Origin of the sequence: Enterococcus canis NBRC 100695 (genome assembly GCF_001544375.1) — a bacterium.
GTDB classification, from domain to species: domain Bacteria; phylum Bacillota; class Bacilli; order Lactobacillales; family Enterococcaceae; genus Enterococcus_H; species Enterococcus_H canis.
Genome location: NZ_BCQJ01000008.1, coordinates 52,377 through 76,428 on the forward strand (window position 1 = coordinate 52,377; position 24,052 = coordinate 76,428).

The window sequence follows — 24,052 nt, forward strand, 5'->3', positions numbered from 1 at the left end:
AACGCCCCCGCAAAGAGGCGTCCTATTGTTATTCTTTTGGTCGAGTGAACCACCACTCTACCCCGCTAGGATCAAAAATCGTCAGAATCCGGTACTTTTTATCAATATAAAAAGGTTGGGTTCCTGCCGCCAAATGATCATGTAAGGCTGTGATGGCCGCCTTATCAGGCAGTTGGATGGTGACGAAATCAAGTCCCAAACTAGCGGCTTCTTCTTCGTCAAATAGCGCATCTTCGTTTTTATGCAGACCAATCGTCAGTTGCTCAGCGCCAACTTTTAGCGAACCTGTATAATCTTTTTCCTTGATCCCCAATTGTCCTTGGAAAAAGTCATGGCTCCGGTCCAAGTCATCGCTGTTAAACAAAAGGCTCGTAACCGCCAAGGTATCCTGCAAACGTAAAGCTGGATCGGCCTCTTTGGCAAAGGCGGCAATATCAATTGCTTGACCCGTGGCACAGTTTGGCTTATTTTCGCGGTTCTGCGTAAAAAATTCTAATTCATTTCCTTCCGGATCCCGAATAATCAATCCCTTAAAGCCATCCATTTCTAATGTACTTTGGATTGGCTGATTGCCACGAATTGCCCGTTTAAGAAGGCTCGCTAATTCTGCCTCTGAGCCGACTGAAAAAGATAGCCGGCGCATTTTTTTCAAAGGGTACATCATTTCGCCCTCTGGTGTTTCTTCTAATAACAACAGCTCGCTCTCCGGCGCACTAGAGCCGAAAATCGTCAAATTGTTTTCTTCACGCTTCAAAGTAAAACCAATAATATGACGGTAAAATTCACTCATCGCTTCAACATTTTTGATGCGAATCGCAACGTTTTTGATCACGGCCTCCCTTGCCAGCTGATACGTCATGTCCTCTCCCCCATTCATCTACCTCTATTGTAGTGATTTGACTTTTTTTCAGCAAGGAATAACCCTTTTACGAGTTTCGCTTAATTTAAGATTTGTTTTTGTGGCGCCGAACAGCTGGGTAATCATCTTTACTTTTCACTATACGAACGTTATTTATTAAGTCTTTTTAAGAATAGACGAACAGTTTCGTCATATCGCACAAAAGAATTGACGAAATCCAAAAAAGGTTTTATGATAGGCGACATGTTCCAATTACTTTCAGAAAAAGGAGGAACGATTTTCATGCATCGTTCTATTACTACACAAGATTTTGATGTTGTTTTTCGTCAATTAAAACCAGCTATTTTGGATCTGCGGGAAGACGCCGCTTTATTACCAAACGCCCTGCAAATCCCCGCAACAGAACTACCTAGTCGCTTAGGGGAATTGGACAAGGATACGACTTATTTTGTTTTAAGTTATAGCGGCCGCAAAGCAGCCGTTATCACTGAATTTCTAGCTGAGCAAGGCTATGATGCTGTCTTAGTCATCGGCGGCGCTTATAGCTGGCAACGCTACGCAGCTTAAACATCTCTGAAGAGCTTCACACCCCCCATGACGATAAGCGCCATGGGGGGTGTTGTTACGTAATCGACTTGAACCAAGCTACTTTTGCATGCCCAAATGCATTTATGCTGACCTGACATCAAGGAAAAAGCTGTAAACTTAAGTCCTCCGCGACTTGGTTTACAGCCTTTTTTTACAGATACAATTCTTTTTTGGCTAAATAATTCCGTGCTTGCAGCAAATCATGAAATTGATAATCTGCCGGCGCCGGGCGATCTCGCAAATGACTTAAATCTTTTTGCAGCGGATACTGCCCTTTGCGGGTAGGTAAATCTGTAATGTCGTCTTCAATCAAGAAGGAGCGAATGCCCGCTCGGCTAGCAGCTTCGATACCAGCTGCTGAGTCTTCAAAAACGACAGCATGATCGGGCGCAATCCCCGCTTCTTTACAGGCAGTTAAGAAAATCTCCGGATCTGGTTTACCTTTGCTGACTTGGTCCCCTGTTACCATCAAGTCCACATCCTCTTGAATCCCTTCCATTTCTAAATAGGCCTTCACCTTATCCCGTGAGTTAGAAGAGGCCACTGCGATTTTAACCCCCTGCTCCTGAGCAAATTGGAAAATTTCCCGCACGCCTTTTTTCTTGAAAACCCGTTGCTCTTTCGCTAAGATTTCTTCTTTGAATTCATTCATGGAACGGCGCCACTCACTAGAATCCACGTCCGTACCATATAAAACGGCCATTTCTTCCCGAATATCTGCCTCAGTCCGACCAGTCAGATAGTAATAGACATTATGGGTGATTTCAAAGTCATGCTTTTCGGCTGAACGATAGTAGGCTCGGTAAGCTAAGCGGCCAGTATCAAATAACAGACCATCCATATCAAAAATAAACAATTCGATTTTATCCATCTTTTTCTCCTTCAAAAAGCGCAGCAAGAGGTCAAGGCCACTCGCTGCGCTGTGTTTCGTTACTAGCGTTTTGCGACAAGTGCCGCTAGCGTCTTGTCAGCAGCTTCACTGTCTTTTTGAATAGCACTTTCAGAAATAATGAAGGAACCACCAACTGCAATGATATGTTCATCTTGTAAATACTCAGTGAAGTTATCTTCATTGATACCCCCGGTTGGTAGGAATTGGACATCATAGAAAGGGCCGCTTAAGGCTTTAATAGCTTTCAAGCCACCGTAAATATCTGCTGGGAAAAATTTCACTACACGAATTCCATACTCCGTTGCCCGCTGAATATCGCCTGGTGTTGCGGTTCCCGGAAAGACAGGAATGTCCTGCTGGATACAATATTCAATGACTTCTGGTACGATGGCTGGCGAAACAATGAACTGAGCGCCATTGGCTACGGCGCTTTTAGCCTCTGCCAAAGTCCGCACCGTGCCAGCGCCGACAATCAGCTCACCAGAAGCGGCTAATTGTTTGATGGCTTCATTTGCTAAACTACTGCGGAAGGTCACCTCAATAAAGCGCACGTCATTTTTCACTAAAATTTCTTCTAGTTTTCCTAGTAGGCTCAGGTCTGTTGCCGTATAGAGGGGCAATAATTTTGTTTCCGCAATTTTTTGGTATAATTCATGGGCCATATTTGCTTGCATGCTCTTACTCTCCTTTTGCTTTGATAATAGCTTCATGCAGACCTTGCATGTAGGTAATACCCATGGCCCGATCATATAAGCCATAACCTGGTCGCGCTACTTCGCCCCAAACAGTACGGCCGTGGTCTGGACGAATCACGCCATCAAAGCCAACATCTACCAAGGCTTTCATAATGGCATACATATCTAAAGAGCCTTCCGTACTCAAATGAGCCGTCTCTTTGAATTTACGTTCTCCCATAAAACCGACGTTACGGAAATGAACAAAGTTAATGCGGTCGCCTACTTCATGGATGATTTCGACTAAATCATTATTAGGATCCGCCCCTAAAGAACCGGTACACATGGTGATACCGTTGTAAGGTGAATCTACCGCCTCAATAATGCGTTTTAGGTCAAAGAGATTCTTCGTAATCCGCGGGAAGCCGAAAATTTCCCATGGCGGATCATCCGGATGGATCGCCATTTTGACATCCATCTCCTCACAGACTGGAATAATCCGCTCTAAGAAGTATTTCAAATTATCAAATAGTTTCTCTTCTGTGACACCTTCGTACATTTCAACTAGGCCGTTGAATTTATTCAAACGTTCTTCTTCCCAGCCAGATAATTGGAAGCCTTTCGATTGGCTGCTGATTAGTTTGAACATTTCGCTTGGTTCCATTTCGTCTACCACTGCTTGGTCATAGACTAACGAAAAACTACCATCTTCATTTTCATAGAAAAGCGTTGTTTTGGCCCAACCAAAGATTGGTTTAAAGCTATAACAAATCAAATGTACATCACAAGCAGATAAATTCTTGATCGTTTGGATATAGTTGTCAATATAATGATCCCGTTCAGCTGTGCCCGCTTTGATTGCATCATGAATTGCGACACTTTCGATACCCAATAGTTCCAAGCCGCCTGCTTCAATCGACTCTTTCAAGTCTTGGATTTCATTGACTTCCCAAACGTCACCAGGTAATTTATTTAATAGCGTGCCGACAATTCCATTCATTCCTGGAATCTGGCGCACATTCTGTAACGGAATCGGGTCACTTTCCCCGTACCATCTAAAGCCCCATTTCATAGACTTTCCTCCTCGTATTAAAAATCATCCTCATCATCGTCAGCTTCTACCATGGAGATATGCCAAGCACTTAAGCTGTCGGCACCCTGCGCCAAAACAGCGGCTGGAACTTCAGCAATCGGTGTGTTCAGTAATTGATGATTAATAGTTTCCAAAAGCATTGGCAAGTTAACGCCACCAATCACATAGACATTTTCTTGTAACGCTTCTTCCAGCATGCTAGCTACTAAAACCGATTGGTTATAAGGACTAGCGCTGACTAGGTCTACCAAAACAATGACGCCATCTTCTTGATTTACTTCATGAATGGCTGCTTTGATTTTGTCCCCTAAGGCTTGCACATCGTCACCTTGATTTAAGTTCACAGTGGCAATATTATTGGTAGCACCAATAATCACTTCCGCTGAATCTTTCAAGCCATCACTTAATTTTCCATGTGTTGCAATTACAATCCCTAACATCGGGCTTCCTCCTTCAATCAGCTCCGGCTACTTTAAAAGTGCCGTCACTGTCATTAGATTTTCCATATTCAAATCTTGTTTCATGGCTGTTTTCGTTAATTCGTAACCCGCTCCCTCAACGCTCCCGCTAATGACATAGGTAACATCATTTCCTGGTGTCGCTGTCAAGCCAGCCTCTGCTAAACGGCCTTTACTAATACCACTGCCTATTACTTGCAGCGGCTCATTGGCCCCAATACTATCTAGGTAGATGATCTGTGCTTGTTTTTTGGTACTGGAGCGCAGCACTTCTAACCCGTTGTCCCCATAGGTTCCTTCATCTAAAAAGGCAAAGGCGGTGTTAGGTCCGGCTGCTTCCATCAATCGTAAAAGGGCTAAAACAGACGAGGTATTCCGAATGACATTTTTACGCCGTGACAAGCCTTGCGTGACTTTTCCTAGGGCAAAGAAGTACAGCCCAAAAATTGCGATAAAGAGCCAAGTATACAATGATGACAAGTCAAAGGCGGTTGTGGCCAATTTCATATAGAGTAGCGTGCCGGCCAGCCCTAGTAGGATCATCAAGATTGAACTTAAAATGATCAAATTTGTAGTCCGCTTACCTTGAACTTGCCGATCAAAGAAACGGTAACCGCCAAAATGAGCCAAAGGCGTATCATAATAAGTACAAATAATTCGATCTGCTTTTTTGACGTTGCCCACATAGACATTGCGGGAAGCTGTTTTTTTCTGCTGGTTGTACTCAATCACGCGCACATCTTCCCGCATACTAGCGATGTCGGTCACTAGCGCTTGGAGAAAGCGTCGTTTATTTTTATCCGTCCGTCGTACACGGTAGACATAGCGATAACGGAACAACCAGTCATTGAATTTTTCTTCTTGCTGCATCTTCTCACCTCAAGGACTTGTTCAACATTGCACACGCGGATTTAAGGAAAGGGGGATGTGCCGCCAGTTCCACAGCACGTGCTGAGACTTTTGACACAACCCCATTTCGCTTATAGTCCGAATTGCTTCAAGACGTCTTTCAAACTAGATTTTGGTGCAGATGGTGTCGCTTGGAAATAGATGTTTTCCACGCCATACTGCTCGTTTAATTCTTTCAACTTGAGGGCGTCGTCTTTGTTCAAATACACTGATTTGGTTACTAAGACGTCTTTCTCAGGATCTTTTTGCGCGATTCCGCCAATGTTTAATTCCTTCATTGGAATTCCGTGTTTCACTAAGTCGTAGATTACGCTAACCGTTTTGGTAATCAAGATACAGTTATAATCTTTAAACTTGTATTCATCCCAGTAAAATTCAGCTTTTTCCGGTGTAATCACGATGGTCTTTTGACCTGTCCGACTACCAGCATTTTTGTAAAGATCACGCATAAATTTATCTTTTGCAACGACATCATCCACCACGAAGATAGAGTTAACGCCGCTTTTTTGTGATAAAGTCACCATAACTTGTCCGTGGATTAAGCGTTCATCCACCCGTGCTAAATTGATTTCTCCCATTTCTGGAACACTCCCTTTTTTAAATTATAGAATACCGATGCCGGCTAAGACGATTAAGATCGCTGTCAACCATAGCAAGGCTTGGGTTACTTTTAACCCTTTCTTTGTATAGAACCAGTATACACCCATTACAACTGCTAGTGGTAAGATTCCCGGTACAATCTGATCCAGCAAGTCTTGAATGACGAATTCACGACCAGAGATGGCAAATTTCAGTGTGGAGGAAACTTTAACGTAGTTCCCTGCCAAGACACCCATCATAAACAGACCTAGTACAGACAAGGTTTCAATAGCTGTTTGAACGCCAGTACTTTGCATTAAGCCGGTAGCATTACGTCCCATTGAGAAGGCTTGGCGAGCAAAGAAGACCCCTAAGATTGCTTGGTACAGTGCAAAGAATACGAATGGGAACAAGGCACCTAGTGCACTACCTTGTTGCGCCCAAGGAACTGCGATCGCGATAAAAATGTACTGAACGGTTCCTGAGTCAATGGCATCCCCGATACCAGCCAAGGCGCCCATCAAACCAGCTTTCGTATTGTACATTAAATCATCTTGCATCATGATTTCTTTGTGTTCATACTCTTCTTCAGCCCGTTGTTGTTCCATTGAGCTCATCAAACCAGTGATGACCCCACCACCCCAGCTTAGCTGAGTGTTGAAGAATAGTAATTGACGTTTGTAAGCAGCTTTCAGCTGGTCATCGTCTTTGTATAATTTCCGTAATAGCGGCATCATTGCATATAGTAATGATGGTGCTAGGTAACGTTCAAATGAATGGGGAATTTCATTGGCAAAGTGCCAACGTAGATACGCTTTTGTTACATCTTTTTTAGTAATTTCTTCTGGTGCCATGCTTGTATTTTTTGCTAATTCTGTCATGTTATTCCCTCCTTGGCTCGTTTTAGAATCCGTCATCGTAGTCGTCGTCATCATCAAATGAAGCACCGCCACTTTCGACTGCTGGTGCTGCGTTCTTGCCGCCTTTTTGTGATTGTACAAAGATCAAGGCAATCAAGACACCAAAGATTGCGTAAGTAACCATGGTGATTTCCAATGATTTCAAGACAACACTCAAGAAGTAAGCTAGGAAGAAGAAGACCATGTAGTCTTTACGTCCAATGACATAAACTGTTGTCGCAATCCCAATTGCGGCCAATCCGCCACCGACAACTTCCAAGATATGAATGACAACCGTTCCTTCTAGGGCGGTGATTACGTCGGCAATCATTGGGGCACCAAAGTACAAGGCTACGAATACTAAAGGAACAAACAAGATGAATGATGCAATCGTTGGATACCAAATGATCGAACGAGAAATTGCTTTGTGGTTCAAATCTTCAACCGCTTTATCGGTATATTTACCTAGGAACGTATTGATAAAGAAGCGGAATTGATACAAGTAACTTCCCAATAGACCAACTGGTACGGCTACGGCAATCGCCGCTTCCGGTTTCAAGTTACCTAATAAAGCAACGGGTACGGCAATCGCTGCGGCAATTGACGGTTCAGCTGGCATTGAGCCACCAGGTGAGAAGACTCCCATGTAAATCATTTGCAAGGCTGCGGTAACAATCATTGCTTGAGCGACATCGCCCATGATAATCCCTACAACTAAACCGGTCATTAAAGGTGAGAAACGCAGCGTTAATGTCGCGCCCCCTCCTAGCCATCTTGACATGACTGCTGCAACCCAAAGGGCAATCAGTAAACTCTGTGTAACACTTAATGTATCCATATTTCCTCCTCCTATTTCTCACTCATATAGTTTTCTAAATCAAAAATTGCTTGCCGTAAAACTGCCTGATTGATCTCAATCGGGATCAAATGGACTTTTTCCTTCGAATCGATAAATTGGACGATTTTCTCAATAAGTTCTTGGTCTTCTGGAAAAATTCCCATTTGATGCAGTGAAGTTGGCAGCTGCAATTCTTGATAAAATGGCAGAAGTTCGTCAATCAATGACCAGCGTCCTTCTAGTGCCAATTGATAAAAGATGCCATAAGCCACCTTTTCTCCGTGTAAAAATGCGTGGCTGCCGCTGAGGTACTTGCTCATACCATCATGCATCGCGTGAGCCGCCGCGTTGCGTGCATATTTGTCGCCTAATCCGCCCACCATACCGGCAACGGCAAAGACGATTTCTGATAAATGCACAAACTCTTCTGAAACGATCCCCGCTTCCATGTCGCGGATGGCCTTTGCAGAATCTTGCATAATGGCATCCTTGCATAATTTAGCGGTGAAGCCAGCCATTTGCAGAAACGGTTCCGCTGTCAGCGCGTCTTGCGCTAGGATCAATTCTGATTCATACCATTTGGCGATTGTGTCTGCTAAACCTGCGATAAAATAAGGAACCGGTGAATCAATCACTAATTCTGGATCAGTGATCAAAAAGGCCGCTTGGCGTAAGTAATGCTCTGACTTGCCTTCAGAAGTACCATCTTCCTTATACATCACCGAAAGTGGTGTCCAAGGTGCACAATTACTGGCCAATGTGGGGATAACCCCAAAGTTCAGATTCAATCGATGCGCCGCATACCCGACAAGGTCGGCTAATTTTCCACCCCCGACACCAATGATAAAATCAATGTCTTCAGCTTGTGCGATGGCTTCAATTAGCCCAGCACCATAGTAACTACATTCACCAGTGTACTGATGATAGACCACTTGGTAATCCTGTAAGAAAGGCAGCCGCGGCTGGGCCTTCTCCCAAGAAACAGTTCCATGGACTACTAACAGCTTCTTCGCTTGATACTCCGCTAAAACGTCTGGCACATGTTGCAGTGCGCCAACATGATAGCGGTAAAACTGAGGTCCCACCTTTACTTTTAGATCTGTTAGCATAACAACCTCCTTATGATAGGTAGCGGCTGTGGGTCTGTACTGAACGTTCTGGCAATTTGCCAGCTGTTACATCCTCGACATCCCGCACACACTTTTTACCCATTTCCTCTAAACACTCCCGTGTATAGGCTGATGTATGGGGCGTCATGACGACATTGGGAAAAGCAAGGTAGCCATGATCATGACGACCTGGTTCTTCTTCCAACACGTCGGTAGCAAAACCGCCAATTTTGCCACTTGCCAATCCTTCAATCATGGCCTCTTCACTTAGCAAAGCACCGCGTGCACTGTTGGAAATATACACTTGATCTTTCATCTTAGCGATTTCTGCTTTGTCGATCATATGATAGTTTTCTTCCGTCAAGTTAGCACACAGGCAAATGATATCGGCTTCTGTTAACAATGTATCGAAATCAACTTTTTCAGCACCATGACTATTTAAATAAAGTTCTGATTTGTAAGGGTCATAAGCTAGTACTTTACAGCGGAAGCCATTACGTAAGGTTTCTACTACTGCGCTACCTGTATTACCGACGCCGATGACACCTACTGTCTTATTGTAAAGACTCCGTCCTACAAACTGGGCCCGATCTTCCCAACGATCTTCCCGTACCGCCGTATCAGCTGGCACTGTACAACGTAAAATCGCCAACAGATTAGTGATATTATTTTCTGCTACCGCATCTCGCTCCACTAGAGCTGGAATGATGGAAACAATCGTGTCATGTTTTTCTGCAGCCGCTAAGTCAATGTTGTTATAGCCAATTCCGTGGCGGGTAATCAAGCGCAGCTCATCTTTATAAGAGAAAAATTCTTCCGTAAAGAATGGGGTAACACTAGCAATAATAATATTGAAGCCTTGCAGTAGTTCCGCCAACTCTTTTCCAGGGATCTCACCATCAACGCTGAAGTGTTCTACCCGACCGATTTCATTTAGCCGTTTGAGATGCTCTGGGAAAATTTTCCCAAAACTACTGGAGTTGACAATCGCGATATTGAATTCTGTCATGTCAATGCCTCCTATTTCTTCACGATCTCATGACCGCCAAAGCCATTACGCAAAGCCGAAACAACTTTTGCCGAGAAACTGTCATCTTCTTGAGAAAGGTTACGCATAAAGAGACTCAAAGCAATGGTTGGTACCGGTACATCCATTTCCAGAGCTGTTTCAACCGTCCATTTTGCTTCCCCAGAGGCAGCAACTACGCCCCGGTAATCAGCTAACTTAGGACTTTGTCTGAACTGTGCTTCTGCGATTTCCATGAGCCAGCTACGTACGACTGAACCATGATTCCAAACGCGTGCCACTTCGGCTAAGTCGAAATCATAATTACTTTGCTCTACTACTTGGAAGCCTTCGCCAATAGCTTGCATCATGCCATATTCGATGCCATTGTGGACCATTTTCAAAAAGTGACCGCTTCCAGAAGCTCCCGCATAAAGATAACCGTTTTCAATGGCGATGTCTTTAAACAACTGTTCAATAGAAGCAAAAACTTCTTTGTCGCCGCCAATCATTAGGCAAGCGTCATTACGAGCGCCGGAGATTCCGCCTGATGTACCACAGTCAAAGTAGCTGATGTCCGCTTCTGCAAACGTATTTGCACGGCGAACAGAATCTTTGTAATTTGAATTGCCACCTTCTACTACAATGTCTTTTGCTGATAATAATGGTAATAATTGCTCTAAAACTTTTTCCGTTGGTTCGCCTGCCGGCAACATCAACCAAATGATGCGGCGGCCGTTAAATGAAGCAGTCAATTCTTCTAAATTCGTGAATGTTGCGACGCCTTCCTTTTTTGCAGCAGCTAAAGCCGCCTCCGATAAATCTAGCCCTTTTACATCATAGCCATGATCTTTTAGGTTGAATGCTAGATTCATGCCCATTTTACCCAAACCAACAATACCAATTTCCATGATAGCGCCTCCAATCTTTATACTTTTATTATACAAAAAAATATTTTTTTGTAAAGAGAAAATAAAAAAATATTTTTTGTTGCCTTTTATATGAAAACGCTGTATCTTTAAACCAAAGAGTATAATCATTCCCAAAGGAGGTTGCCCTAATGAGCGTTTCGATACGGCTAAAAATAAAAAGTCTCTATAAAGATCTCAGTCCTAAAGAACAAGCAGTCGCGGATTACGTATTGGAAAATCCGAGTAAAGTCAGTCACAGCTCCATCAGTGATTTAGCGAATGAGTTGGGCATCGCGGATTCAACCTTTTTCCAGTTCACAAAAAAGCTGGGCTTTAACGGCTTTAAAGATTTTAAGTTAGCGATGTTGATGCAGGAAAACGACATTTCTGCCATTACCATTCACGAAAATATCCAGCAGTCCGATAGTGAACTGACCATGGCTCAAAAAGTATTTGATTCCAATATTTCCACCTTGAGCGACACCCGCAACTTGTTACAAGAGGCGGAATTAAAAGCGGCTGTAGATATGATTGATGGTGCTAAGCGTCTATTTTTCTTTGGCGTGGGCGGTTCTGAGATTGTTGCGACGGATGCCTATCACAAGTTTCTACGTTCACCAGTACCAGTCTTTCATAGTACGGATTATCATATCCAATTGATGGAAGCCTCCCTACTGACTAGTGAAGACTGTGCGATTTTTATTTCTCACACCGGCAAATCAAAGGAAACAATCCACATGGCGGAAGTTGCCAAAGAGGCTGGGGCAAAAATTATTGTGGTGACCAGTCAAGCTCAATCACCTTTAGCTAAATTAAGTGATGTCACCTTCATCTCGATTTCAGAAGAAACCGAGTTTCGTTCAGAGGCCTTAGCCTCACGCATCTCCCAGCTAAGCTTAATGGACTCCCTCTATGTCATCCTCATGTTCCGCAATCGGAAGGGATCACAGGACTCCATTAGCAAAGTTCGCCGCGTAATTTCCGGCATCAAAGAATAGCCTAAAAAGAAGTGAAAGCATTTTACTTGTTTTCGCTTCTTTTTTTTAGTAGTATACATTTGTTATGTTACTGACAAAAAGTAAGGAGAATGAACAAATATGGCAACTGTTTTAGCAATCAAAGCACATCCCCTAACGAAAGATGAATCACGCTCAGTCCGTGCGCTTTCTACTTTCTTAGATAATTACCGCCAAACAAACCCAGAAGATACTATCCAAGTGATCGATGTATACAGCGACAATATTCCTGAAATCGACGAAGACTTGCTTTCTGGTTGGAATGCCTTGCGCGCCGGCACAGCTTTCACTGACTTGACTGAGAACCAACAAGCTAAAATCGCCCGTTTCAATGAATTAACCGAACAATTTTTAGCTGCGGATAAAGTCGTAATTGCTAATGCACTTTGGAACTTAGGGATTCCTACCCGTTTGAAAGCTTGGGTAGATACCATCAACGTAGCTGGTAAAACCTTCAAGTATAATGAACTAGGACAACCAGTTGGCTTAGCTGGTGGCAAAAAATTATTGCACATCCAATCAAATGGCGGTGTTTACGAAGGCAACGACCCAGCATCTCAATATATCAACACGATTTTCCGCTTTATCGGCATCGACGATATCCAACAATTATTTATCGAAGGTATCGATTACCAACCAGATCGTGCTGATGAATTGCTGACAGCGGCAATGGCCAAAGCAACGGAACTTGGAAAAACCTTTTAATTCTTAAAACTTAGGACGTCAACGAAATTCGTTGACGTCCTTTTCAGCGTCGTAGATCCCCTACTTTTATGATACCGAAAAGCACGCCCATACTCCTGTTCAAAATTTGACCTCCATGAGTTGGATTTTGACAGGATTAGCTAAAGCGTTGCTCCTACGAGGCTTTTTCAGATTTAGTATACTTAATTGTAGGGCTAAAGCTATCGAATGTTAAGTCATTGGAATTTTGTCAGAATACTGGTATTTTAGAGATACCTACAAAAGTAAACGATAAAAAATAAACGAATGACTTATTTCAACTTATCCATTGGTGTAAATGAGTTTAAAGGTGGAAGAAACGTATGACAGAATATGTCTATATAGGGAGTAATCGTCCTTTAGCGCTTGGAGATGTAAATGACCGAGGCATTCAAAAAGGATCAGTAATTTATTATGAGGATTTTGATCACCTTCCCAAATTTTATTTCGAAGCAAATATTGACGATAATACTGGAGAACGCTTTTCATTTAGCAAACACCTTAGTCCGTTTAGGTATCAAGTAGCCTCTATGAACAGTTTACCGGATGAAGGTGAGCCTTTTCTATCTGAGGAAGGAACCTCTTTCTTTAACTATATTCAAGAACACTTTAATGATAACAATGTAAAAAAAATAGCTGTGCTTTTTTCCCTAAATAGCTATGAAGACGAGCCTATATCGAAGCATTTAGAAATACCTCTTGAAAAGTTGACGATTGGTGACTTCTATTATAAAGAAAGTAAACTGCTTGAGATTACGCGATAAAAAATAGTAACAAGATTATCTAATTTGTATACCAATTAGATAATCTTATTACTTTTACTTATTCTCTCTATATAAGAATAGCTTGCCCCATTTTTGAAGCATTTATTTCTATTTAGTCAAATTTGATATAGTATGCATTTCTCCAAGTGAAAAAATTTCTTATGGTACTTTAATTGGATCTAGCTCAATCATTATATGACATATATAATTGACGGACAGACGTCCATAACAAAAAGCTTTACCGATGCTGGTAAGCCCCTATTAGCTTATATGCTCGAGGACTTTCTTGATAAAGAGCTCTTCTTGCCTACTCCTTCTTTCTTATCTGTTCATCTCACTATTCCCCAAAAAGAAAATACACTAAAACTACTAGTAAAATAGTTCCAAGCACAATAAAAATAATCCTTTTTGCATTTTTTTGGGAGGAATGATCTTTTTTTACATTTAATGCTAATGCTAAACTATCAAGTTCCTCTTCGGTAAATTCATTTTCTTCCCGTAATAGATTAATTTTTTCAGGGTCAATATTGGTCATTTTAGATAAATCCTCGTTCGACATATCTGAACTTTTTAGTGCTTTCTTGATGTTCAGAAATCTTTTTGAAATTGGAGCAATCAGGAAAGCATAATAAGCATACAATATTAAAGCATACACACCCATAGCAAAAACTGAATGCCCTAACCAGATCACTAAAACATACAAAAGTATAGCGAGTACAATGAAGCCAACAGAAATAGCTTTAATTTTCCTCTTTTCCAAATTTCCATCTCCCTCTTCTAGTAACTTATTAAATCGTTCAAACTCACCTTACTTAGCGAGTTCTTACCTTATGTTTAATAAGCTTATCATTAGTTTTATATGATAAGTTTATCATAAATATTCACTATATGAATAGATTCTTGCAAAACTATTGTTAGTATCAATAAATATTTCGGCACTAGCTCTCATCTACTAAAACCGTTTTGTTAAAAGATCAATATTTTTTTTGCAACAAATAATACGGTTCACAAATTTGAAAGGATTTTACTAAGTCATTGAAAAGTCTGCATCGACATTTTCTCTCAGAAAACATCGGATGGCGATACTCGAGTAACTTAATGCATATCTTTATTGAGCAATATTTTGTTTAGTCAATTTATAACTAATATGAAAGTACAAGCTGACTGCTTACATTTCTTTAATTTCTTTCGAAAAAAGGGTATGAGATTGACACGTTTTTCGTCATCTCATACCCTTTTTCTGAAGCCCACGTTAAGCGGCCATTCGGTTACCCCCCAATCTGGCTCATATGTCGCCAGGTAGGGGTCTTATCTTTGACGCGGTCTTGTTCATTCAACGCCATTTCATGATTCTCGGGTTTATCTGCTAAGGCTTGCCAAACTGCTGTTTCAAAAGCCTCAAAGTCAGTTAAACGACTACGTAAATCAATTTCATCGCCCCAATAAAGGCAAGACTTCAGACACCCATCTGCGGTGACTCGCAAACGATTGCAGCTTTCACAAAATTGGCAGCTCACTGGATGAATCAAGCCAAATGAACCTTGCGCACCACTGATTTGATAATTTTCCGAGGGACCATTACCGGATAGTTTTAGAGGCGTATAGTCCCAACCATTTTCTTGGCAGATTCGGAAAACTTCTTCGATACCTAGATAACGTTCCGACCATTCCTGCTGCTTGCTGGCAATCGGCATAAATTCAATAAAGCGGACGTTAACGTCATGGTCAAAGGTATAAGCTAAAAAGTCCACCAGTTCATGCTCATTCTGCCCTTTAATAACCACCGTATTGAGCTTAATCACAAATCCCTCACGGCTGGCGGCCTCAATACCTGCCAGCACCCGTTTCAACTGTCCACCACGCGTCATTTCATGATAACGTTTGGGATCAAAAGTATCTAAGCTGATATTCAAACGGTCAACGCCGTCTTTTTTCAAAGCTGGAGCCAAGCGCGGCAAAGCTAAGCCATTGGTGGTGATGGCGATATCTGTGATTTCAGGAATACTGCGAATCCCGGCAACAATCTCAAGAATATCTTTTCGCAGTAGTGGTTCGCCTCCAGTCAAACGAACTTTATGGATGCCCAACTTAGCAAAATGTTGGACTAATTGGATGATTTCTTCACAGCTCAGCACTTTTTCATCTGGGAAAAAGGGCAGTCCTTCTTCTGGCATGCAGTAGACACAACGCAAATTACATTTATCCGTGATGGACAAACGCAAATAATCATGGATTCGCCCAAAGCGGTCTTTTAAAACTGGGCTGGTAGCTGTCATTTCTGTCATTTTCAACCCCCACTCACAGGAGGAATTAAAGCAATCTCCGTTGTCGCGGCAACCGTAAAGGGACCTTCGACAAACTCCTGGTCTACGGCAACTAAACAGCTTTCAATATCACTACGATACAGTGGATAGGCTGTCGCAACCGCCGCTAGCAGTGTGGCTTTATCCAAAGTACTAGGCAGATCCAACTGAATTTCTGGTGCAATTGCTTCAGCCAAGTAGGCAAATAATTTAATTGTCATTGACTTAATCCTCCCCAACGGATTTGATCGGTATCATATTCTTTCTTCCAAATCGGTACATTCTTCTTTAAGTGATCAATGAGATATTCGCAGCCGACAAAGGCATCTTTGCGATGTGGACAAGCTACGCCGATAAAGACAGCTTCTTCGCCAATGGCTAGCTCTCCTAAGCGATGAACAATCACTACCTTTGCGCCTTTTTCTTCGACTGATGCTGCTAATTTGGTCAGCTCTTTTACAGCCATCTCTTCGTAAGCCGTGTAGCCAATTCCTTTGGTCTGAATGGCACCGGTCCATTCGCGGATCACACCTGAAAAAGTCACGATTCCTCCGTAACGGGGGTCTTTTAATTGATTATAGTAAAAGGCAACATCGATGGGTTCTGTTTGCAACTTGATTAACGCCATGTTGTTTCCTCGCTTTCTTATTTGTGAGATACTGAACGTATTGTACTTGTTTTTAAATAAAAAGGAAATAAGTGTACTCCCCAATTCCCTTTACTTATGGATTATGTTATGTTAACGTGAGAAAAAATCACGAAGGAGGCCCTAGGATGGACCGTTATGACCGCCAAATACGCGTGGCTAAAATTGGTGCGGCTGGACAGGCCAAATTACAAGCAGCCCACGTCTTAATCGTTGGTTGTGGTGCATTAGGCACTTACACCGCCGAGCAATGTGTCCGCATGGGTATTGGTCAGCTGACACTAGTTGACTACGATCATGTCGAGCTCCACAATTTACAACGACAGACGTTATTTACGGAAGCAGACGCCCTTGAGGCTATCCCCAAAGTAACGGCAGCTGCTAAAGCGTTACAAGCCATTAATCGTGCAGTAGTGATCAATCCAATTCAAGCATCCTTCGAAGAGTTCATATTGGCTGAGCTACCACCGGCTGATCTCCTCTTAGATTGTACCGATAATTATCAGGTCCGGCAACAACTGAATGATTATTGCCGTCATTATCAGCGGCCACTGGTCTTCGCTGCCTTAGCTGGCACTACCGGACAAGTGATGCCTTTGCGTCCCGGCGTCGATATTTGCTTAGGCTGCGCTTTCCCCAACTTGACTGAATTGGCGCAAAAAGATTGTGATCTTCTAGGAGTAATGACCCCCTTAGTGCCGCTCATCAGTAGCCTGCAGGTTTCCTTAGCTTTGCAAATTTTAACCGCAGCTCCCGACCTGCGTTGGGATCAAATGATTTATGTGGATGGTTGGTCTTTAGCCATTCAAAAATTCAAGGTCCGGCGTAACCCGCACTGCGCCTACTGTCAAAAAGCGCCTGCCGCGGCACCAAATCTTACTATCAAAAAGCTCTGTGGTCAGCAAGTCTTTGCGGTGCAAATGGCGCCAGCACTTTACGAAAAATTAGCTGCTTGCCCTAAACCCATTACAATTCGGCAAAATCCACTAGCCACTCAGTTGACGTGGGACCATTATCAAATCACTTGTTTTCCAAATGGACGTGCGCACTTTTACGGCTTTCAGGATGCGGAAGAAGTGCGACCTTACGCCGAACAATTAGTTTCAGGAGGTCTTTTTAATGGACATCAAGCTTAGCATTATTACTGTTAGCGATACGCGAACCGTGGCTACCGACAGCTCTGGTCAGCTGATTGCGACGCTACTGCCCGCGACGATTCCAGCACAAGAACGCATCGTCGTAAAGGATGACATTGCCGAAATTCAGACAGCCATCGCCGCTCGTACCCTTAGCCAAGATGTGCTGATTCTAAATGGCGGTACCGGCATTGCCAAACGGGATGTCACCTTTGAAGCCGTATCACCGCTCCTTGTGCAAACCATTGATGGCTTTGGCGAACTGTTCCGTTGGCTAAGCTATCAAGAAATCGGCAGCCATGCACTGGCTTCCCGCGCGCTGGCCGGCTTTGATGCACAAGATACCTTGATTTTTTGTCTACCGGGTTCTACCAAAGCCTGTCGTCTAGGAATGGAGCAATTGATTCTGCCAGAATTAGTTCACTTAGTTCAAGAACGGCGCAAATAACCACCTAAATAATGCAAAAAGTGTCTGAAACGCTATTGGTCGATTGCGTTTCAAACACTTTTTATTTAACCAGCTGGATTTACGTAATGACCGCTTTTTCCACCGATTTTCTCTACTAAATGACCATTGGTAATCCGGATGCCTTTATCCATCGCTTTACACATATCGTAAACTGTTAAAGCCGCAACTTGGGCCGCTGTCAAAGCTTCCATCTCCACGCCCGTTTGACCTGTGACTTTTACCGTTGCCGTAATCGTCAACTCCTGCTGATTATTATCGCGAAAGTGGATATCCACCCCACTAATTAATAGCGGATGGCACATGGGAATCAGTTCACTGGTTTTTTTCGCCGCCATAATCCCTGCGACCTGGGCGACTGCTAGCACATCGCCTTTTTTCACTTGCCCTTCTTTGATACGCTGTAAGGTTTCTGGCTGCATCACTACGGTTACTTCCGCTGTTGCCTCTCGGTGAGTAATCTGCTTTTCGGTCACATCCACCATCCGTGCCCGCTCTTGTTCATTAAAATGCGTCAATTCTGTCATTTTGTTCTGCTCCTCCTGCAACCACTCACTAAACCACTGAGCTACTTTTTCCGCAGTAGTGAAATCTACTACCGCGGGTCCCACTTTTTCCGGAAAGATCGTGGCAATCGTTAGAAACGGTCCATACTCTGCAAAATCAGCCACCTCGTCATTGGGACGCAATAGCAAGATTTTCGGATAGCTTTCCCACTTGAAGCCCTCAATCAAAATCAGCTCTGTTTTAGCTGCCACATAATGCGCGATTTCGTTCTCTAAAGGGACTGGCTTATTCGTCATCGGCCGCGTTTCGTGCCAGAAAAATCCGCCATCCTGCTGCATGCCCACTTGGTTAGCACCAGCTTGGGCAAAGCGGTCAGTGTCGGTACCCGCCACATCCATCGCCACACTGTGATGGGTATGCTTAAAGGCCGCGACTTCTAAATTATCATGGCGCGCAGTCTCAATTAGACGAATCATCGTGGTAGTCTTTCCCGATTTTTTCTTGCCAATTACTTGCAAGGTAGGCACCATACTTGGACCTCCTCTCCGGCTGTCAGCTCCTGTTCATGAGGAATCTTGAAAAAACAAGTAGTCAAATGCAGATTTCCTAAGGCGCTAGACTGGTCACTGCCCACTAAGGCCACTGTTTCCTCCCTCCAGGTTCCTCGTAAATAGCGGTCAAAATTATTTTTCTTACGATAATCATGGGCCAACTTCAAGGTCGTTTGCCGCAAGCGGCTCTCTTGTCCTTGAAAAGCCTGCAGTAAAGGTTCTACTAGTAAATAGAAACCTGTGAAACAAGCCCCTGGATTGCCAGAAAGTGCCAACACCGGGGTATTTTCGTAAACAAACGCCGTGGTGGGACTGCCTGGACGCATCGCCAGTTTATTAAATAAAAGTTGACCACTATCCTGCGCTGCGACGGCCAAAAAATCAAAATCGCCTACGGAAACGCCCCCTGTGGTAATAATTAAATCTACCTCTTGCGCTAAGCGCTTCAAGGTTTCTTCTACGGTAGCCATTTCATCCGCGATTTGACCGAGCTCATACAACGCCCCACCATTCTCAGCTACCAACGCTGCTAATAAAGGACCATTACTATTATAGATTTTACCAGCCTCTGGGACGCTGCCTGCCGCCAGTAATTCAGTTCCCGTAGCTAAAACCGCCACGCGCGGCTTTTCATAAACCAAACACTCGTTGATTCCAAAGGCGCTTAATAAACTGATAGCGCCAGCATTCATTCGTTGACCAGCAGTCAATAAGGTGGCGCCTTGTGGAAACTCAGCCCCAATTGGGGTGATATTGTCACTGCGACTACCTTCATGGAATAAGACCCTACCGTCTGGTAATTGTTCCGTTTTTTCCAGCATGATGACCTTGACTACATCCTCAGGCACTTGCGCCCCCGTCATGATACGAACTGTTTCACCAGCCGCTAATTTTTGTTGGAATGTCGCACCGGCTGGGACTTCCGCTGCCAAGCGTAAAGTAATCGGAAAAGCCCCATCATCAGCGGTCGTAATCCCATAGCCATCATAGCCTGAGCGCCGAAAAGATGGTTGTGGAAAAGGTGCGGTAATGGTTTCGGCTAAAACTAGACCATGAGCAGCTGTTACCGCCACTCGTTTGGTGCGTTTGGTTATCGTTAGTTCTTTTATTTTTTGCTGTGCAGCTGCTAGTGAGATAGCTGTTCGTTCTAGAAACATGCGTTCACCCTCGATTGTATATTTTTTCACATATAGGGAAATCCCTAGATGTATGTTATTATGCCCTATGATAAACTAATCACGAGCTTTTGAAAAGGAGTAACTCATGACAGTAGGACTAATATTAGCCGGCGGTCATTCGCGCCGATTTGGCAGTGACAAAGCAACCTATTATGATTCACAGCTGGAACAATATTGGATACAGTTGGCGTATGAAAAATTACACGTACATACTAAAAAAGTATTGGTGGCAGCCAATGAAAACAATGCGCAACAACTGCAACAATTAGTCCCAGCAGCCCTGGTATTGACAGATCAAGCCCCTTTTAAAGATAAAGGCCCCTTAAGTGGTCTTTATGCAGCGGCCCTAACGAACGCTGACGATTTTCTGATTATGGCTGTGGATTATCCTAAGCTCTCATCAGACAGTCTAGAAAAACTATTACAGCACCCCAACTGTTACGGGGAGGATGCTTTAGGCAATGCCCATTATACGTTGGCGCATCTGCAGTTCACTACCTCTCAAATTACTGATTTTTTAACTACTGGTAACCAACGTCTGCGGGATTTTTTAAGTACGCTAGACGCTCACCCACTACAACTGAGCCAAACGCTTACCAACCAAAATCAGAAAGAAGGTTCATCATGAAAAAAATTGTTGCGATTATTGCTGCTGTCGTTATTATCGGCGGAGGCGGGTTCTTCTTTTGGAACCAATCCAAAGCGAAAACAACGGATCCCATCACCTTGAATTATTCCGCGGCTGCTAGTCTGAAAGATGCGTTAGCTGAGATTGAAACCAATTACGAAAAAGAGCATCCCAATGTCGACTTGGCCATTGATTACGGTGGTTCCGGCGCAGTCCGTGAAAAAGTTGTTTCTGGCGCACCGATTGACGGTGTCTTACTGGCCAGTAAAGCTGATACGGATAAATTAGTAGCTGCCGATGCGGTAACGGATGAAAAGAAATTACTGACTAATACTCTTGTCCTAGTCAAGAATGCTAAAAGTGATATTCAAAAAGCCGATTTGGCGGATGTTTTAGCGGCGGCGAAAAAAATCGCCATCGGCAATCCTGAAACAGTTCCCGCTGGGCAATATGCACAGGACAGTTTGAAAAATGCGCAGCTTTACGATCAAGTCAAAGATAAACTTGTCTTAGCTAGCGACGTGCGCCAAGTTTTGGCTTATGTTGAAGCAGGCAACGCGGATGTAGGCTTCGTTTATCAAACAGATGCTTTAACAACAGATAAAGTTGAAATCCTTCAAGCAGTGCCTGACGATTTGCATGAACCAATCCTTTACTATACGGCTACAGTCAAAGCCTCTAAACAACCAGCGGCAGTTGCTGCCTTCAATGACTATTTAACTGCTGCTGACAGTCAAAAAGTGTTAGAAGATTACGGCTTTTCCATGGCTGAATAAACTTTTCGTGCTAGCCACGTGTATAATTTTAAGGGAGTTTGCCAAGGTCTGGTAGACTCCCTTTTCCATAACTGCTAGACTGTTTTTGTACCCATCCCTTGATTGAAAGGAAATGACCCATGAGTCCGATTTTTCATTCACTATATGTCGCCATCTTTGCCACTGGGATTGGCTTTTTGATTGCCTTACCCTTTGCTTATTGGGACGTCTATTATCCTTATAGAGGTCGGCGGATCGTCGAAATTTTGTTTCTACTCCCGCTCGTCCTACCTCCCACCATCGTGGGCTTTTATCTTTTACAACTATTTGGCAAATACGGCGTTTTAGGTCAGCTCCTGGAACGCGTCAATTATTCGCTTATTTTTACCCTGCAAGGGGCGACCTTAGCCACGATTGTAGTGATTTTACCTTTGATTTTCCAAGGCTTAAAAGGGGCCTTTGCCTCGATCCCACAAAATTTGATTGAAGTGGCACAAACATTATCCGCCAATAAACGTGAAACCTTGTTTCGGGTAATTCTACCGAACTGCTGGCCCAGCGTGATTGCCAGTATTCTGTTAGCCTTTTGTCGCGGTTTAGGTGAATTTGGTGCCAGCCTGATGGTCGCCGGCTATATTGAAGGGAAAACCGATACCATCGCCACCGCCATCTACTTCGCCGTCCAACAGGGCGACACGCAGCAAGCCTTTCTCCTTAGTGCTGTAAATGTCGCCATTGGCGTAGTCTTGCTGCTGATTATTCAATTGCTGAATCACCGGAAAGGAGCCTTTTTATGAGCCTAAATGTCCAGTTGGCGATGCCCTTATGTCCCACTGATCTCCAGTTTGCGCATCATTTTACCGCACCAGTGACCGGCCTCAGTGGACCTTCTGGGGTTGGCAAAACAACGATTCTGCGCACCATCGCTGGCTTGATTACGCCCCCTAAAGCACGGGTGACTTTTCATGAAGAGGTTTGGACGGATACGACTACCAAACAGCACGTGCCGACAAATCAGCGCGATTTGGCCTATGTCATGCAGGAGGTCGCCCTTTTCCCCAACTTAAATGTGACGGAGAATATCTTGTTCAGTCAAAAAACACAACGTAAAAAAAATCAGGCGCCACCTAGTAATTACTTCAATTTTCTAGTTGAACGGCTAGGGTTAGAAAAGCTTTTGACGCAACCTATTCAACGCCTTTCTGGTGGTCAAAAGCAGCGTGTGGGCTTAGCACGGGCATTGTATAGCCAGCCCCGCTTACTTTTGCTGGATGAGCCGTTTAACGGTCTGGATGAAGGCACTCGCGCACAAGCCATGACCTTAACCAAAGAGCTTTTAAACGAGACCCAAATTCCGGCCATCATCGTCAGCCACCATCAAGTAGAACTAGCCACCTTAGCACAAGAAATCATTCAATTGACACCTTAAAGCGTAAAACAACCCCGTCTCGCGATTGAGACGGGGTTGTTTCGTAGCCGACGACCTATTCAGCCGCCTTTTCGATACCTTTTTCTAATTGAACACCTTCCACCTCTTTGTAGGCTTCTTTAACAAAAGCCGCCATAAAGTGATAGAATACATAGCCAATAATCAAGGTGACTAAATACAATTTGATGCCAAAGAATTGATTTAAAAAGTTACCCGGTTGTAAATGCTCTAAACCAGTCAAGTAACGCGACATATTGAGTGTGGCAATCAAGCAAATCGCCATCGGGAAAGTCAAAGCCGCAAAGGTCGGATTAAACGGACGACGCATAAAACCCGGTAGTGAAACTAAAATGTACAAGCTAATCAAGAACAATAGGCCATAAATGAAACCAGCAACTAATAAGTTTGGTTGTTCGGTCAAATTGAAGTAGCTAACTAAGCAAAGACTAGGCGGTGCTAAGAAGATCGTCTTCATCAGCTCGGTTTGTTTCGTCATGCCTAATTTCATGATACGTAAGGCCATTGCTGGTAATAAAATCGCTGAAATTAGGAAGCCATAAATCAACAAGCCTTTTAACACGATAGGATTGCCGTAAGTGGTCCCCACCACAACGGGTACCAGAATACCCACGTAGGTTACGAACCAACTAGGTAGAAATGTTTCCGGATTGAATTGGCGAATCACATTACGCCAAGTAAACAATAAAATATGTAGTGCATGTACGACTACGGCTAAATACCACAGTGCAACACCCAAAGCTGGGATATATGGATAAACATAACTACTCAAAATAGCGGTTAACATCATAACAGCCGCGTATAAACTAGCTGGTACTACCTGCTGATATTCCTTTTTGAAAATATCGAAATGGAAAATAATCTTCACCATCATAACCAACCAAACTAAAATTCCTAACCACATAGTGATATGGCGGACACCACTGAACCCTACGGCATTATACGCATTAGACAAGGTACAAAAACCGACCGTGGTGGCCACCGCACCTGCCGGTAGTTTACCAGCTCCATCAAAAATCTTCTTCATAAAACACTCTCCTAGTTTATTATTTACAACTGATAACAGCCGTCATACATTTGTTAAAAAGTGAGCAAGTTTGCATTTAAGTAAAGCTGC

The 24,052-nt window shown here is 43.4% G+C and carries 29 protein-coding genes and 1 pseudogene; 10 read left to right on the forward strand and 20 right to left on the reverse strand.

All coding sequences use genetic code 11. The features are described from left to right. Positions 1-28: 28 nt before the first annotated feature. Positions 29-859: a VOC family protein gene (locus ECA01S_RS11085; RefSeq protein WP_067395396.1), complete on the reverse strand. Its 831-nt coding sequence runs from the start codon at positions 857-859 to the stop codon at positions 29-31. Positions 860-1,141: 282 nt separating this feature from the next. Here ECA01S_RS11085 and ECA01S_RS11090 point away from each other — a divergent pair, with 282 nt between their 5' ends. After that, entirely contained in the window at positions 1,142-1,426 is a 285-nt protein-coding gene (locus tag ECA01S_RS11090) for a rhodanese-like domain-containing protein (protein ID WP_067395399.1), read from the forward strand. Between the two features lie 172 nt (positions 1,427-1,598). On the opposite strand, the gene ECA01S_RS11095 is transcribed toward ECA01S_RS11090, so the two are convergent. The 11 genes from ECA01S_RS11095 to gnd form a co-directional block, all read right to left on the reverse strand. After that, on the reverse strand, positions 1,599-2,318 hold the full coding sequence (locus ECA01S_RS11095; RefSeq protein ID WP_067395401.1) for an HAD family hydrolase: 720 nt from the start codon (positions 2,316-2,318) through the stop codon (positions 1,599-1,601). Between the two features lie 62 nt (positions 2,319-2,380). After that, a complete protein-coding gene (locus tag ECA01S_RS11100) occupies positions 2,381-3,013 on the reverse strand; it encodes a bifunctional 4-hydroxy-2-oxoglutarate aldolase/2-dehydro-3-deoxy-phosphogluconate aldolase (protein WP_067395404.1) in 633 nt (210 codons plus the stop codon). Positions 3,014-3,017: 4 nt separating this feature from the next. Further along, positions 3,018-4,085 carry a mannonate dehydratase gene (uxuA, locus tag ECA01S_RS11105; protein ID WP_067395407.1) on the reverse strand — a complete coding sequence of 356 codons (1,068 nt, stop codon included), beginning with the start codon at positions 4,083-4,085 and terminating at the stop codon, positions 3,018-3,020. 17 nt (positions 4,086-4,102) lie between these two features. Beyond that, on the reverse strand, positions 4,103-4,546 hold the full coding sequence (locus ECA01S_RS11110) for a PTS sugar transporter subunit IIA (protein WP_067395410.1): 444 nt from the start codon (positions 4,544-4,546) through the stop codon (positions 4,103-4,105). 27 nt (positions 4,547-4,573) lie between these two features. Beyond that, positions 4,574-5,434 (reverse strand): hypothetical protein, encoded by an 861-nt coding sequence (locus tag ECA01S_RS11115; RefSeq protein ID WP_067395413.1) that lies wholly within the window; start codon positions 5,432-5,434, stop codon positions 4,574-4,576. 110 nt (positions 5,435-5,544) lie between these two features. Then, complete coding sequence (locus tag ECA01S_RS11120) at positions 5,545-6,051, reverse strand: PTS sugar transporter subunit IIB (protein WP_067395416.1); 507 nt, start codon at positions 6,049-6,051, stop codon at positions 5,545-5,547. A 24-nt stretch (positions 6,052-6,075) separates the two neighbouring features. Further along, entirely contained in the window at positions 6,076-6,933 is an 858-nt protein-coding gene (locus tag ECA01S_RS11125; RefSeq protein ID WP_067395419.1) for a PTS system mannose/fructose/sorbose family transporter subunit IID, read from the reverse strand. A 22-nt stretch (positions 6,934-6,955) separates the two neighbouring features. Further along, positions 6,956-7,789, reverse strand: coding sequence for a PTS mannose/fructose/sorbose/N-acetylgalactosamine transporter subunit IIC (locus tag ECA01S_RS11130; RefSeq protein WP_067395422.1), 834 nt, complete (start codon positions 7,787-7,789; stop codon positions 6,956-6,958). 11 nt (positions 7,790-7,800) lie between these two features. Next, positions 7,801-8,898 (reverse strand): iron-containing alcohol dehydrogenase family protein, encoded by a 1,098-nt coding sequence (locus tag ECA01S_RS11135; protein WP_067395425.1) that lies wholly within the window; start codon positions 8,896-8,898, stop codon positions 7,801-7,803. A gap of 10 nt (positions 8,899-8,908) precedes the next feature. Beyond that, the gene (locus ECA01S_RS11140) at positions 8,909-9,907 is read right to left on the reverse strand and encodes a D-isomer specific 2-hydroxyacid dehydrogenase family protein (RefSeq protein WP_067395428.1); all 999 of its coding nucleotides are present in this window, start codon (positions 9,905-9,907) and stop codon (positions 8,909-8,911) included. 11 nt (positions 9,908-9,918) lie between these two features. Beyond that, positions 9,919-10,815 carry a phosphogluconate dehydrogenase (NAD(+)-dependent, decarboxylating) gene (gene gnd, locus ECA01S_RS11145; RefSeq protein ID WP_067395431.1) on the reverse strand — a complete coding sequence of 299 codons (897 nt, stop codon included), beginning with the start codon at positions 10,813-10,815 and terminating at the stop codon, positions 9,919-9,921. Between the two features lie 149 nt (positions 10,816-10,964). On the opposite strand from gnd, the gene ECA01S_RS11150 reads away from it, so the two are divergent. From ECA01S_RS11150 to ECA01S_RS11160, 3 genes are all read left to right on the forward strand, one after another. Then, positions 10,965-11,813, forward strand: a complete 849-nt coding sequence (locus ECA01S_RS11150) for a MurR/RpiR family transcriptional regulator (protein WP_067395433.1) — start codon at positions 10,965-10,967, stop codon at positions 11,811-11,813. A gap of 99 nt (positions 11,814-11,912) precedes the next feature. After that, positions 11,913-12,536 carry an FMN-dependent NADH-azoreductase gene (locus tag ECA01S_RS11155; protein WP_067395436.1) on the forward strand — a complete coding sequence of 208 codons (624 nt, stop codon included), beginning with the start codon at positions 11,913-11,915 and terminating at the stop codon, positions 12,534-12,536. A 341-nt stretch (positions 12,537-12,877) separates the two neighbouring features. Then, the gene (locus ECA01S_RS11160; RefSeq protein WP_067395439.1) at positions 12,878-13,318 is read left to right on the forward strand and encodes a hypothetical protein; all 441 of its coding nucleotides are present in this window, start codon (positions 12,878-12,880) and stop codon (positions 13,316-13,318) included. A gap of 337 nt (positions 13,319-13,655) precedes the next feature. On the opposite strand, the gene ECA01S_RS11165 is transcribed toward ECA01S_RS11160, so the two are convergent. The 4 genes from ECA01S_RS11165 to ECA01S_RS11180 all read right to left on the reverse strand — a co-directional run bounded on the left by ECA01S_RS11165 (position 13,656) and on the right by ECA01S_RS11180 (position 16,249). Then, positions 13,656-14,078 (reverse strand): helix-turn-helix domain-containing protein, encoded by a 423-nt coding sequence (locus tag ECA01S_RS11165; RefSeq protein ID WP_067395442.1) that lies wholly within the window; start codon positions 14,076-14,078, stop codon positions 13,656-13,658. Between the two features lie 508 nt (positions 14,079-14,586). Next, positions 14,587-15,603, reverse strand: a complete 1,017-nt coding sequence (gene moaA / locus ECA01S_RS11170; protein ID WP_245631220.1) for a GTP 3',8-cyclase MoaA — start codon at positions 15,601-15,603, stop codon at positions 14,587-14,589. A 2-nt stretch (positions 15,604-15,605) separates the two neighbouring features. Beyond that, on the reverse strand, positions 15,606-15,842 hold the full coding sequence (locus tag ECA01S_RS11175) for a MoaD/ThiS family protein (RefSeq protein WP_067395445.1): 237 nt from the start codon (positions 15,840-15,842) through the stop codon (positions 15,606-15,608). Beyond that, complete coding sequence (locus ECA01S_RS11180) at positions 15,839-16,249, reverse strand: molybdenum cofactor biosynthesis protein MoaE (RefSeq protein ID WP_067395447.1); 411 nt, start codon at positions 16,247-16,249, stop codon at positions 15,839-15,841. The genes ECA01S_RS11175 and ECA01S_RS11180 overlap by 4 nt, the downstream gene beginning before the upstream one ends. 146 nt (positions 16,250-16,395) lie before the next feature. Here ECA01S_RS11180 and ECA01S_RS11185 point away from each other — a divergent pair, with 146 nt between their 5' ends. Together ECA01S_RS11185 and ECA01S_RS11190 are read left to right on the forward strand one after the other, a co-directional pair. After that, positions 16,396-17,403, forward strand: a complete 1,008-nt coding sequence (locus tag ECA01S_RS11185; RefSeq protein ID WP_067395450.1) for a HesA/MoeB/ThiF family protein — start codon at positions 16,396-16,398, stop codon at positions 17,401-17,403. After that, positions 17,387-17,851 (forward strand): MogA/MoaB family molybdenum cofactor biosynthesis protein, encoded by a 465-nt coding sequence (locus ECA01S_RS11190; protein WP_067395453.1) that lies wholly within the window; start codon positions 17,387-17,389, stop codon positions 17,849-17,851. The genes ECA01S_RS11185 and ECA01S_RS11190 overlap by 17 nt, the downstream gene beginning before the upstream one ends. Positions 17,852-17,916: 65 nt before the next feature. On the opposite strand, the gene moaC is transcribed toward ECA01S_RS11190, so the two are convergent. The 3 genes and pseudogenes from moaC to ECA01S_RS11200 all read right to left on the reverse strand — a co-directional run bounded on the left by moaC (position 17,917) and on the right by ECA01S_RS11200 (position 20,114). After that, positions 17,917-18,396 carry a cyclic pyranopterin monophosphate synthase MoaC gene (gene moaC / locus ECA01S_RS14560; protein ID WP_067395508.1) on the reverse strand — a complete coding sequence of 160 codons (480 nt, stop codon included), beginning with the start codon at positions 18,394-18,396 and terminating at the stop codon, positions 17,917-17,919. A gap of 84 nt (positions 18,397-18,480) precedes the next feature. Beyond that, a pseudogene (gene mobB, locus ECA01S_RS14565) lies at positions 18,481-18,906 on the reverse strand (molybdopterin-guanine dinucleotide biosynthesis protein B); the annotation flags it as partial. Further along, entirely contained in the window at positions 18,885-20,114 is a 1,230-nt protein-coding gene (locus ECA01S_RS11200) for a molybdopterin molybdotransferase MoeA (RefSeq protein WP_245631221.1), read from the reverse strand. The pseudogene mobB and the gene ECA01S_RS11200, both read right to left, overlap by 22 nt. Positions 20,115-20,190: 76 nt before the next feature. On the opposite strand from ECA01S_RS11200, the gene ECA01S_RS11205 reads away from it, so the two are divergent. The 4 genes from ECA01S_RS11205 to ECA01S_RS11220 all read left to right on the forward strand — a co-directional run bounded on the left by ECA01S_RS11205 (position 20,191) and on the right by ECA01S_RS11220 (position 22,917). After that, on the forward strand, positions 20,191-20,733 hold the full coding sequence (locus tag ECA01S_RS11205; protein WP_067395458.1) for an NTP transferase domain-containing protein: 543 nt from the start codon (positions 20,191-20,193) through the stop codon (positions 20,731-20,733). After that, complete coding sequence (gene modA / locus ECA01S_RS11210; RefSeq protein WP_067395461.1) at positions 20,730-21,509, forward strand: molybdate ABC transporter substrate-binding protein; 780 nt, start codon at positions 20,730-20,732, stop codon at positions 21,507-21,509. Before ECA01S_RS11205 ends, modA begins: the two co-directional genes overlap by 4 nt. Before the next feature lie 119 nt (positions 21,510-21,628). Then, on the forward strand, positions 21,629-22,285 hold the full coding sequence (gene modB, locus ECA01S_RS11215) for a molybdate ABC transporter permease subunit (protein WP_067395464.1): 657 nt from the start codon (positions 21,629-21,631) through the stop codon (positions 22,283-22,285). Next, the gene (locus tag ECA01S_RS11220; protein WP_067395467.1) at positions 22,282-22,917 is read left to right on the forward strand and encodes an ATP-binding cassette domain-containing protein; all 636 of its coding nucleotides are present in this window, start codon (positions 22,282-22,284) and stop codon (positions 22,915-22,917) included. The genes modB and ECA01S_RS11220 overlap by 4 nt, the downstream gene beginning before the upstream one ends. Before the next feature lie 55 nt (positions 22,918-22,972). Here the strand turns inward: ECA01S_RS11220 and ECA01S_RS11225 are convergent, their stop codons facing one another. Further along, on the reverse strand, positions 22,973-23,962 hold the full coding sequence (locus ECA01S_RS11225; RefSeq protein ID WP_067395470.1) for a TDT family transporter: 990 nt from the start codon (positions 23,960-23,962) through the stop codon (positions 22,973-22,975). Positions 23,963-24,052: the final 90 nt, after the last annotated feature.

Coding starts and splice junctions, on each gene's coding strand:
- ECA01S_RS11090 (WP_067395399.1), top strand. CDS start 1,142: ATGCATCGTTCTATTACTACACAAGATTTTGATGTTGTTTTTCGTCAA.
- ECA01S_RS11100 (WP_067395404.1), bottom strand. CDS start 3,013: ATGCAAGCAAATATGGCCCATGAATTATACCAAAAAATTGCGGAAACA.
- ECA01S_RS11190 (WP_067395453.1), top strand. CDS start 17,387: ATGGACATCAAGCTTAGCATTATTACTGTTAGCGATACGCGAACCGTG.
- ECA01S_RS11120 (WP_067395416.1), bottom strand. CDS start 6,051: ATGGGAGAAATCAATTTAGCACGGGTGGATGAACGCTTAATCCACGGA.
- ECA01S_RS11180 (WP_067395447.1), bottom strand. CDS start 16,249: ATGGCGTTAATCAAGTTGCAAACAGAACCCATCGATGTTGCCTTTTAC.
- ECA01S_RS11125 (WP_067395419.1), bottom strand. CDS start 6,933: ATGACAGAATTAGCAAAAAATACAAGCATGGCACCAGAAGAAATTACT.
- ECA01S_RS11110 (WP_067395410.1), bottom strand. CDS start 4,546: ATGTTAGGGATTGTAATTGCAACACATGGAAAATTAAGTGATGGCTTG.
- ECA01S_RS11150 (WP_067395433.1), top strand. CDS start 10,965: ATGAGCGTTTCGATACGGCTAAAAATAAAAAGTCTCTATAAAGATCTC.
- ECA01S_RS11185 (WP_067395450.1), top strand. CDS start 16,396: ATGGACCGTTATGACCGCCAAATACGCGTGGCTAAAATTGGTGCGGCT.
- ECA01S_RS11205 (WP_067395458.1), top strand. CDS start 20,191: ATGACAGTAGGACTAATATTAGCCGGCGGTCATTCGCGCCGATTTGGC.
- gnd (WP_067395431.1), bottom strand. CDS start 10,815: ATGGAAATTGGTATTGTTGGTTTGGGTAAAATGGGCATGAATCTAGCA.
- ECA01S_RS11225 (WP_067395470.1), bottom strand. CDS start 23,962: ATGAAGAAGATTTTTGATGGAGCTGGTAAACTACCGGCAGGTGCGGTG.
- ECA01S_RS11115 (WP_067395413.1), bottom strand. CDS start 5,434: ATGCAGCAAGAAGAAAAATTCAATGACTGGTTGTTCCGTTATCGCTAT.
- ECA01S_RS11175 (WP_067395445.1), bottom strand. CDS start 15,842: ATGACAATTAAATTATTTGCCTACTTGGCTGAAGCAATTGCACCAGAA.
- uxuA (WP_067395407.1), bottom strand. CDS start 4,085: ATGAAATGGGGCTTTAGATGGTACGGGGAAAGTGACCCGATTCCGTTA.
- modA (WP_067395461.1), top strand. CDS start 20,730: ATGAAAAAAATTGTTGCGATTATTGCTGCTGTCGTTATTATCGGCGGA.
- ECA01S_RS11130 (WP_067395422.1), bottom strand. CDS start 7,789: ATGGATACATTAAGTGTTACACAGAGTTTACTGATTGCCCTTTGGGTT.
- moaA (WP_245631220.1), bottom strand. CDS start 15,603: ATGACAGAAATGACAGCTACCAGCCCAGTTTTAAAAGACCGCTTTGGG.
- ECA01S_RS11140 (WP_067395428.1), bottom strand. CDS start 9,907: ATGACAGAATTCAATATCGCGATTGTCAACTCCAGTAGTTTTGGGAAA.
- ECA01S_RS11155 (WP_067395436.1), top strand. CDS start 11,913: ATGGCAACTGTTTTAGCAATCAAAGCACATCCCCTAACGAAAGATGAA.
- ECA01S_RS11135 (WP_067395425.1), bottom strand. CDS start 8,898: ATGCTAACAGATCTAAAAGTAAAGGTGGGACCTCAGTTTTACCGCTAT.
- modB (WP_067395464.1), top strand. CDS start 21,629: ATGAGTCCGATTTTTCATTCACTATATGTCGCCATCTTTGCCACTGGG.
- ECA01S_RS11095 (WP_067395401.1), bottom strand. CDS start 2,318: ATGGATAAAATCGAATTGTTTATTTTTGATATGGATGGTCTGTTATTT.
- ECA01S_RS11220 (WP_067395467.1), top strand. CDS start 22,282: ATGAGCCTAAATGTCCAGTTGGCGATGCCCTTATGTCCCACTGATCTC.
- moaC (WP_067395508.1), bottom strand. CDS start 18,396: ATGACAGAATTGACGCATTTTAATGAACAAGAGCGGGCACGGATGGTG.
- ECA01S_RS11160 (WP_067395439.1), top strand. CDS start 12,878: ATGACAGAATATGTCTATATAGGGAGTAATCGTCCTTTAGCGCTTGGA.
- ECA01S_RS11085 (WP_067395396.1), bottom strand. CDS start 859: ATGACGTATCAGCTGGCAAGGGAGGCCGTGATCAAAAACGTTGCGATT.